This window comes from Nannocystis bainbridge, assembly GCF_028368995.1.
In the GTDB taxonomy this organism is placed as follows: domain Bacteria; phylum Myxococcota_A; class Polyangia; order Nannocystales; family Nannocystaceae; genus Nannocystis; species Nannocystis bainbridge.
In genome coordinates, this window is sequence record NZ_JAQNDL010000004.1 from 746,652 (window position 1) to 755,881 (window position 9,230).

The window sequence follows — 9,230 nt, forward strand, 5'->3', positions numbered from 1 at the left end:
CCACGGGACCTGTCCGAAAGTGCACAATCTGGCGCGCAGCGCCGCGCAGAGCGGTTTCAGGACATAGGTACCATATTGGTGATATGATAAGTGTGCTGATTCCACACGCGGCGGGTGCGGACCCACGAGCCGTTGGCGCTGCCGAAGATCCGGATGCCGGACTGGCGGGTGTTGTTGTCGGGGCAGGTGACGCCGTAGGCGTTGCTGGCGACGACGATGTCGGCCTGGCCGTCGTTGTCGACGTCGGCCACCAGCGGGTACTCCCACAGGGTGCCGGTGGTGTTGCAGGTGCTCGGGATCAGGTTGGTGCCGGTCTGACCGTCGTACATCCAGAGGTGGTACTCGTCGGAGTAGATGACCTCGGCCTTGCCGTCGCCGTTGAAGTCGAACACCGACGAGCCGGTCACCGCGGACGAGCAATCGTGGGTGGTCTTGAACCACAGGTCGATGTCGCTGTTGGCGACGGCGGGGTCCATCATCAGCTTGCCGCTGAAGACGATGTAGCCGACGGCCCCGGCGGCGCCGACGTCGGGCACGCCGTCGCCGTCGAAGTCGGCGACGGTCGGCGGGCCGCCGCCGTACTCGTTGGCGGCGTTGCAGAACACCTTGGTCGAGATGCCGTCGTTGATGTCGACGCCCTTGCGCAGCACCTGGGCGCCGTCGGGGCTGTTCATGTCGTAGCGCACGACTTGCATGGTGTGCGGGCCGCCGCTCGAGATGATGACGACCTCGGGCTGGCCGTCGAGGTCGAAGTCGCCGACGCCGTGGTAGCCGCCGACGATGGCGTTGGGGCCGCTGCGCAGGTCCCACAGGATGTCGCCGTCGGCCCGGTAGGCGCGCTGGCCGTCGGTGACGTCGAGGAAGCCGTCGCCGTCGAGGTCGCTGAGGCCAGTGAGGCGCTGCCCCCAGCTGGTGGCCGGATCGAGCTCGGTCTTGACGGCGCCGGTGGCCCCGTCGAGGAGGGTGAAGCCGACGAGGACCTCGGGCACGCCGTCCTGATCGACGTCGCCGATCGCCGGCGCCTGGTTGCCGCAGTGGACCTTGGTGGTGTCAGGCTGGGTCCAGAGGGTGGTGCCGTCGGCGTTGAAGGCGATGACGCCGGTGTTCTGGGCGACCGCGTCGCAGCACGAGACGCCAGCCGGGCCAGGGTTCATGCAGCCGACGATCTCGGGCACGCCGTCGCCGGTGAGGTCGGCTGCCGCGAGGCCACCACCAGGCTGGACGACGTTGGGCACGCTGAACTTCTCGACGAGCTGGCCGCCGACGACGGAGACGGCGTGGAGGGTGCCCTGCTTGAAGTAGGCGCCGCCGCTGAAGGTGCTGAAGACGATCTCGGGGATGTCCTTCTCGTTGACCTTGCCGTCGCAGTCGTCGTCGTCGAGGTTGATGACGATCGGCGACATCATGACGTCGCTGGCATACGGCGGGGTGACCTGGCCGCCCCAGGCGTGCTTGAGGACGATGCCGAAGTCCTGGACCGGCGGGACGACCTCGCATTTGGGGAGGCAGGTGATCGGCTCGCCCTCCATCGGCTCGACGCCGTCGGGGCACTCGGGCGGCTGCGGGAGGCACTTGCCGCCGTCGAGCGAGACGCCGCCCATGCACATGGGCGGCTGCTCGGCCTCGCCGAGGGTATATTCACAGTAGAAGCCGTCAGGGCAATCGGTGGCATCGACGCAGTCGTCGCCGGGGACGACGCACTCCTGGAAGGAGCAGACCTCGCCGAGGCCGCAGCAGGTGTCGGTGCAGGCCTGGTTGATCGGGCAGCAGGTCTGGCCGACGCAGACGCCGTCCTCGCAGGTGTCGGCGCAGGCGGGGCCCATGTCGGGGCCGGGGCCGGTGGAGGCGCCCATGGTGGTGTCGGTGACCGTCGCTTCGCCGGAGTCGGTGGTCGGGCCGCTGGCGGCCGTGGTGCCGAGAGTGTCGCCGGCGGTGCCGGCGGTGTCGGGGCCGCCGGTGGTCGGCGGGACATTGCTGGTACCACCAGTGGTGGGGCCGGTGGTGAGGCCGCCGCTCGCTTCGGTGGCGCTGGCCCCCGCGGAGTCGGTGCCCGCGCCGCCGTTGTCGCCGCACGCGGCCAGCAAGAACATCGCCCCCATCCGCAGCGCGTGGCGCTGCGAGACCCTCGAATTCCTAGGCATGCGCCACGAGAGCACGAACCCGCGGCGAGCCGCAAGCGCCGGCGATCGCGGCCGTGCGACTGGGCGCAGGTGCACGCGCGCCGAGGCAGGGCGGGCCCGCGAGGGGCGGGGCGGTTCCTGTCTGATGGGACAGCCTGTCCCGCATCCGCGGAGCGGGGCGGGATCGACCGCGGCGCGCGGGTTCGTGGTCCAGGGTGGCACTCACGACGACGCGCAAGCGGCTGCACGCCGTCCAGCGCCGACGCCGCGCCGGAGCGACGGTCGTGGATCAACCTGGCCTTCGGGCCATGTGTCACGAATGGCTGGGTTTCACTCGAGCCAGTACATCTGCTTGTGCATCAGCGCGGTGTAATGCTGCAAGGCGGCGTCGGCCTTGCGGGCGCCGGTGAAGGTGGCGACGACGGCGCGGTTGCCGTTGTCGTCCTGGCGCCAGAGCGTGCGGGTCGGCAGATCGAGGGCGGCGAACTCGTCGGCGAGGGCGGCGACGTCGGTGAGGTCGATGCCGAGAGTCTCGAAGAGATCGCGCAGGGTCTCGAAGGCGTCGTCGGTCGCGGAGGCGCGCACGAGGGTCGGGAAGTTGTCGAAGTCGGGGTGGTCGAGCGGGCGCTGGAGGATGAACACCCTGCCGGTGCCGGGCGAGGCGAACTGCAGGAATTCGAACCAGCCGAGGCCGTCGAGGACGTGGCGCTCGGTCTCGAGGTCGAGGCGGGCAGCGAACTTGCGCAGCGGGTCCTTGAGGCCGGCGACCTCGCGGAACGGGCCGGTGATGGTGCCGCGCTGGAGCTGTCGCAGCGACTCGGCGGCGTCGAGCGGGCGAAAGATGTGCGGGCTGGCGAGGTCGCGGGGCGGGACGCGCGAGTCGGCGTTGCAGAGGTCGTGCAGGGCGTTGGTGGCGAGCCGATTGGCGACGGCCGGTCCCTCGAAGGTCGAGCCCCAGGCCGCCTGCGCCCAGGCCTGCAGGCCGGCGTGGGTCTCGCTACCGTCGATGAAGCCGCGCAGGCGCTGGACCAGAGACGCGGTGAGGGTGCGGATCCGGAGGTCGTCAGGGTCCCCGACAGGCATGCAGGGCGAGGGTACCACGGGGGTCGATGCGCAGAGGTGGTATCGCCTGGCTTTTGAGACAGGCAGCGCAGGTGCGCTCGGGGGCGGGGAGAGGTGGTTTGCCGGGTCGCCGCAGCGACGAATGCGGCGACGGGTCGGCGCCGCTGCGTTGCTCGCTTCACGGAGGAGAACAGGGAGAGCGGGACAGGGGCGTCCTCGCACGCGCGTGAGGGCGCCGCAGGTCGTCCCGGGTGGGTCGGTGCAGGCGTTCGCCGGAGCTCGTCGCGAGGCCTCAGCGCGGGCTCGGGGGCGCACGAGCGGAGATGGATGGGCGGGCGCCTGGGCGGGCGCCCAGTGAGATGTCCTTTCGGCCATGTCGTCAGGCGCGAATCCTCGGGCGGCGAAGTGGCGCTTGACGTGGGGTCGGCCGATCACGCATTGGTTCGGCGTGATGTCTTTCCATGCGTCCCCGTGGCTATCGTCGTTGGTCTCGTTCTGTCTGTGCGCGCCGTTTTTGACGGCCTGCGGGGGCGACGAGGAGTCGGGGGCGCCGCCGATCGGGCCGATCCAGCAGGTGTCGTTCGAGGTGATTCCGACGCCGCTCTACGAGCTGGGGATGCTCGACCTTACGCTCGAGAACGCGAGCTACGAGCAGCGCGAGGCGTTCACGGTCGAGGTCCGCGACGCGATGGTGCCCGACGTGGTCGCGCTGGTCGGGCTGGCGGATCAGATGCTCGACACGGAGCTGACGCCGGGCGGGTTCCAGCGGGTGACGAACCCGTCGCTGCAGACGCGGCTGATGGCGAGCGGCTCGCAGGTCGAGACGCTGGCGGCGGGCCTGGGCTACGTGTTCAGCCAGTGGAGCGTGCTGGTGGCCGATTTTGCGGCGGAGGACGGCGGGACGGGCTACGCGGTGGTGTCGTTCGACGTGGCGCAGGTCGACCCCGAGCTCGGGCAGGCGTTCTTCGACCACGCGGCCGATGTCGACGCGGGCCTCGGCGGCGGCTACTTCGCGTTCGCGTCGGAGGTCATCTACCTCAACCTGCGCGGGCCCGACGGCGAGCCGTACAGCGGGCTGGATGACGACTCGTTCGTGGCGGCGGTCGAGGACGCCGCCGACAGCTTCGCGCCGTACAAGGCAGAGCTGGCGCAGGCGGGCGAGGCGGGGGTGATCTTCGTCGAGAACGACTGGAAGACCGCGCCCGCCGGCGAGGATTATTTGGCGGTGCTGGATCCGCTGGGGGAGGCGGCGCTGGCGGAGCTGGCAGAGCTGCAGGACGAGCACGTCGAGCGCTTCAAGGCCGCGGTCGAGAATTACGGCTGGCAGTGAGACCCGCCGGGCGCGCGGGTGCGGCTCGAAAAATTTTCGAGGCCGGTCACGTTCGGCCGGGTCGGCGGGTCTTCGTGGGCATGAAGACGTTGCTCCGGATCGACGCCAGCGCTCGCCTCGAGGGTTCGAGCTCGCGGCAGCTCGCCGACCACTATCAAGCGCGCTGGACGGCGGCGCACCCGGGGGCGCGGGTGCTCGTCCGCGACCTCGCGCGCAGCCCGGTGCCGCACCTCGACGCGGCGACGATCGCGGCGTTCTACGGCGCGCCGGTGGACGAGGGCGCGCGGCCGGCCGGGCTGGCGCTGTCGGACGTGCTCATCGCGGAGCTGCGCGCGGCCGATCGCGTGCTGATCAGCAGCGCGCTGTACAATCAGTCGCTGCCGTCGACGCTGAAGGCGTGGATCGATCACGTGGTCCGCAACGGGCACACGTTCGAGAGCCGCGAGGGCCGGCCGGTGGGGCTGCTCGGCGGGACGCCGGTGACGATCGTGGTCGCGCGCGGCGGGGTGACGTCGGGGCTGGTCGACGACTTCGAGACGCCCTATCTGCGGGCGATCCTCGGGTTCGTCGGCATCACTGACATCGAGGTGATCCCGGTCGAGGCGACGGCGCACGACGAGGCTTCACGAGCGCTGCGCTTCGCGGCGGCGTGGGCCGAGGTCGATCGGCGGATCGATGCGAGCGGGTGAGACGGTGCCGAATTTGCCACGCTGCGCTCGCGTGGCGCGGAAGATGTCTTTGAAGACATGTCCGGAAGAGCATGCGATCGCGCCGGGCCTCGGAGTTTGCACGCCTGCAGGACCGTCGGCATTGCTGCGCGGCGGTCACCGCTCGTGAGAGCGAGATGTCCGATATGTCTTGAGGGACATACGGCGCCGGCATGCCCGCCGGGGCCGCTCAGTCGAGGTCGAAGTGGTAGTTGGCGCCGAACTGCGAGTCCCAGGCCTGGCAGCCGTAGTAGTCCTGATTCTCGAACCACAGCTCGACCTCGCCGGCGCCGGCGGGCACGTCGAGCGTGGCCGGCCAGGCGATCTGCTGGCCGCCCTGCGGGGCGGTGAGCAGGGCGGACTTCACCGCCCCGCCGTCGAAGCGGTAGTGGACGCGGATGTTCCAGGCGTCCAGGCCGTACTTGGTGCCGCGGCAGTCGGGCAGGCGCGCGGGGTCGTAGGCGATCACGAGGGGCGCGCCGGCGCGCGGGGTGCCGAGGGTCTCGGTGACCCAATCTGGCTTGAAGGAGAGGCTTGCGCCGACGCCGAAGTGCCAGTTGGCGCCGAAGTTGGAGTCGTAGGCCGAGCAGCCCCACAGGTTGGTGTTGTGGAACCACAGCGCCAGGTCGCCCGCGTCGTCGAGCACGAACTCCGGCGGCTGGGTGCCGTTCGAGGGCGAGTGGCCGCCGGCCTCGAAGCTGCCGACAGGGCCGCCGTCGAGCTGGCGATAACCGGTGATCGACCACGCCGGCTTGCCGTTCTGTTCGCCGCGACAGTCGGTCAGGCGATCCTCGTCGTAGCTGACATGGACGGTGTTGCCGGCGACGAGCGGGCCGCCGCTGTTGACGATGGTCCAGTTGTCGCGGAGCTCGAGCCAGGCCGGCTGAATGTGCTCGGGGAGCTCGGTGCCCTCGCGCAATTCGATGGCGGGCGCCTCGTCCTCCTCGGGGCTGCAGGCGAAGGACGCGAAGAGGCTGAGGACGACGAGCGAGCGAGGATGCATGACGGCGTCTTTCTTAGTGGAAAGCCGCCGGGCCGGCCAGGGGGCAGCAGCGTGCGCGTCGGGGCTGCCCCTGGCTAAAAACGGGTGCAGCGAGCTCGTCAGGGCCGTTCGCTGCAGCGAGGCTCGAGGTTGCGCGGAGCGGGTCGCGGCTCCACGCGTGAGCTGGCCGACGGCTCACTCGCGCGCCGGGCAAAGCGATGGTGATGCGTCGGGGTCGCTCGGGCGATGGCGTCCCGTCGTGGGCGGAGTCGGTGTTCGTTGTCCCGGGACGGCCGCACGAGAGAAACGGACATGGCCCGAAGGACATGTCCGTCGTGGCGGCCTTGGGGGCTGCCGATTCGATGCTTTCATGGCATGACCGAAGCGTCACGCCTCGGGCGTCCGATGGCGATCGATCGGGCGCAGTGGCATGACATGGCCCGAAGGTCATGTCATCAAGGTGCGCCCGGGCCTGGCGTCAGGGGAACACGGCGACGCAGCGGTTGTTCTCGCAGGCCAGGGTGGCGCCGCAAGGGTCGGCGCCGTCGCAGCAGCCGGACGACTGGATGTGGGTGTGGAGGACGTCCCAGTCGGCCAAAGTGTCCTTGTGGACGCCGACGTTGCCGCAGGTGTCGCTCTGGTAGCACATGGCCTCGGCCAGGACGCAGTCGCTGACGTCGTTGCACGGCTTGTCCTGCTCGAGCACCGAGTCGGCTTGGGCCTGGAAATCGATGCACTGGTCGACGCAGGCGCACGCGGGCGGAGCGTCGGGGTCGGAGCAGCTGCCCCAGCCGGCCGGGACATCGATCCACTGGGCGGGGTGCTCGCCGGCCCGGCCGGTAGCCTTTTCATAGTAGTAGCCGGGCGCGTCGGCGCCGCCCACGTAGTTGGCGGGGAACCAGAGGCAAGCCGGGAAGACCTCGTCGAGGACGCACTGCTGGTTCTCGTCGACCCGGTGGAGCTGGATCATGGCGAACTGGTTGCAATCGGCGGCGAGGCAGGCGGCCTCTTCCTTGATCAGCGGGCACTCGACAGGCGGCCCCTCGTCGGCGGGGATGCAATGGGCGGCGTAGCAGTCGTCGGTGACCTCGCAGGTGCAGACGTTGTTCTGCGGGTCCTCGCTGCATCCGGTGAGCCGGACGTCGCAGGACGCGTCCTTGTCCTCGACGTGGTAGCAGATCTCGTCGGCGCCGCAGGGCGAATCGAGGCAGTCCTGGCGCAGGCAGCCGTCGGCGTCGAATGGGCTGGCCGAGGCGCCGCAGTTCCACTCGGCGCAGTCGGGCGGCTGGCTGCAGCCATAGGCGGGGTTGTCGCAGACGCCGGGCGGGTCACCGTCGGTGGTCGAAGGCTCGTTGCCGGTGGTGCTGGTCGTGCCAGTGGTGGTGTTCGGATCGCCGGTCGTGCCGGGGCCGCCGGAGGTGTCCGAGGTGGCGAGAGTGTCGGTGTCCTCGTCGAGCTGGCCGTCGCCGAGGACCTTGGGGTAGGTGCACGCCGAAAGCGCGAGGGCGGCGGAGATTGCGAACAGGGGGGAGAGATAAGCGAAGCGGGGAAGGGACATGTCTTTCGACCTCTTGCTGAATGTCGTCTCCGCCCCGCCGGGTTCCTATCACTCCGGGCACGAAAAATTTTTGAAGCGCTGGGCGACGGCCGAGCGCGGGTGGCGGGCGACCAGCGCCGTGGCGCGCGCGAGGGCGAGGGCGTGATCGCCCTGACGGCACAGCAGCTCGACCTCGGTGGCGTCGCGCAGATCGGCGAACGGACCGGCGGGGAAGCGCTGCGCGTGCTCGGTGAGCCGGGCCCGCGCGGAGTCGATGGCGCCGCCGGCGAGGTCGGCGCGGGCGCGATCGAGGACGGCGATCTCGGCGGCGAGCTGGTCGGGGTCGCCGTCGTGAGGTGCGGTGCGAGCGAGCGCGGCGAGCTCGTCGTCGTTCGCGGCCGCTTCGCGCCCGTCGCGTGCAGCGGAATCACGGGAGCCGGATGGGGGGCGAGCCGCAGATGGATCGCGCGAGCCGGCAGGGGGCGACGGAGCGAGGGAGGGGTCGGCGTGGGGGCCGACGGCGGACGAATCGTACGAGTGAGGGCGGGGGCCGACGAGGGGCGAATCGTAGGAGGCGCCGCTGGCGTCGGGCGCGAGGGAGGAGTCGTGCGACTGGCCGCGGAGCGGAGTCGTCACGGGCGCGAGGACGGGCGGCTCCGGGGATTCGGGCGTGGCGGCGTCGAGGGGCGCGGGCGCAGCGGAGCCGCCGGCGATCGTCGATGCGAGGCGGGGCGCGGGGTCCTGGCGGGCGACGAGCGCGGGGCGTTCATCGACCTGTCCTTTGGGCCATGCGATGGCGACGGCCCCGGTGGCGACGACGAGGGTGGTCATCACCGCGGCGCGGGTCGAGGCGAGCACGGCCAGGCCGACGCCGGTGCGGGTGGTCCAGAGGCCCGGGAGCATGGCGGCCCAGGTGCGCTCGACGGCGGCCGGCGGGGGGGTCTCGCGGGCGCGGGCGGCCGAGAGCTCGCGCTCGAGGCCGGCGCCGCCGAGCTCGCGCTGCAGCTGTTCGCGGGCCAGGCGGACCCGCGAGTAGACGGTGGCGACCGGGATCCCGAGCTCGCCGGCGATCTCGGGGCCGCTCATGCCGTGGAGCTCGGCCATCTCGAAGACGGCGCGGGTGGAGCCGCTGAGGCGGGCGAGCAGGCGCTCGAGCTGCTCGGCGGCGGCGAAGCGGTCCTGGGGCGGATCGAGGGGGCCGGTCGGGACGGCGGCGACGGCGGCGAGGCGGCGGTTCAGGCGGGCGGCGGTGCGGCGGTAGCGGGCGGCGATCCGGCGGGTGACGCCGTGCAGCCAGGCGCGCGGGGAGACCTCGAAGCGGACCTCGTCGAGGCGGCGATAGGCGGTCATGAAGACGTCCTGGACGGCGTCCTCGACCAGGTTGGGCGGGACGCCGAAGCGCCGGGCGGCGGCCCACACGAACGGGAACTCGGCGAGGTAGAGCTCGCGGAAGGTGCGGATGCGCGCGTCGTCGGGCTGGGGTTCGGAGCGC

The 9,230-nt window shown here is 71.1% G+C and carries 7 protein-coding genes; 2 read left to right on the forward strand and 5 right to left on the reverse strand.

Annotated elements, in window-relative coordinates; all coding sequences use genetic code 11:
* Positions 1 to 56: 56 nt before the first annotated feature.
* Together POL25_RS40380 and POL25_RS40385 are read right to left on the reverse strand one after the other, a co-directional pair.
* Positions 57 to 2,141, reverse strand: a complete 2,085-nt coding sequence (locus tag POL25_RS40380; protein ID WP_272091751.1) for an FG-GAP repeat domain-containing protein — start codon at positions 2,139 to 2,141, stop codon at positions 57 to 59.
* 309 nt (positions 2,142 to 2,450) lie between these two features.
* Positions 2,451 to 3,203, reverse strand: a complete 753-nt coding sequence (locus POL25_RS40385) for a hypothetical protein (protein WP_272091752.1) — start codon at positions 3,201 to 3,203, stop codon at positions 2,451 to 2,453.
* A gap of 463 nt (positions 3,204 to 3,666) precedes the next feature.
* Here POL25_RS40385 and POL25_RS40390 point away from each other — a divergent pair, with 463 nt between their 5' ends.
* Together POL25_RS40390 and POL25_RS40395 are read left to right on the forward strand one after the other, a co-directional pair.
* Entirely contained in the window at positions 3,667 to 4,512 is an 846-nt protein-coding gene (locus POL25_RS40390; RefSeq protein ID WP_272091753.1) for a hypothetical protein, read from the forward strand.
* 80 nt (positions 4,513 to 4,592) lie between these two features.
* A complete protein-coding gene (locus POL25_RS40395) occupies positions 4,593 to 5,201 on the forward strand; it encodes an FMN-dependent NADH-azoreductase (protein ID WP_272091754.1) in 609 nt (202 codons plus the stop codon).
* Between the two features lie 208 nt (positions 5,202 to 5,409).
* Here the strand turns inward: POL25_RS40395 and POL25_RS40400 are convergent, their stop codons facing one another.
* From POL25_RS40400 to POL25_RS40410, 3 genes are all read right to left on the reverse strand, one after another.
* A complete protein-coding gene (locus tag POL25_RS40400; protein ID WP_272091755.1) occupies positions 5,410 to 6,222 on the reverse strand; it encodes a DUF6209 family protein in 813 nt (270 codons plus the stop codon).
* A gap of 457 nt (positions 6,223 to 6,679) precedes the next feature.
* A complete protein-coding gene (locus tag POL25_RS40405; protein ID WP_272091756.1) occupies positions 6,680 to 7,759 on the reverse strand; it encodes a hypothetical protein in 1,080 nt (359 codons plus the stop codon).
* A gap of 48 nt (positions 7,760 to 7,807) precedes the next feature.
* A partial coding sequence (locus POL25_RS40410; RefSeq protein ID WP_272091757.1) for a sigma-70 family RNA polymerase sigma factor occupies positions 7,808 to 9,230 on the reverse strand: 1,423 nt, incomplete at its 5' end.

Coding starts and splice junctions, on each gene's coding strand:
- POL25_RS40385 (WP_272091752.1), bottom strand. CDS start 3,203: ATGCCTGTCGGGGACCCTGACGACCTCCGGATCCGCACCCTCACCGCG.
- POL25_RS40395 (WP_272091754.1), top strand. CDS start 4,593: ATGAAGACGTTGCTCCGGATCGACGCCAGCGCTCGCCTCGAGGGTTCG.
- POL25_RS40380 (WP_272091751.1), bottom strand. CDS start 2,141: ATGCCTAGGAATTCGAGGGTCTCGCAGCGCCACGCGCTGCGGATGGGG.
- POL25_RS40405 (WP_272091756.1), bottom strand. CDS start 7,759: ATGTCCCTTCCCCGCTTCGCTTATCTCTCCCCCCTGTTCGCAATCTCC.
- POL25_RS40400 (WP_272091755.1), bottom strand. CDS start 6,222: ATGCATCCTCGCTCGCTCGTCGTCCTCAGCCTCTTCGCGTCCTTCGCC.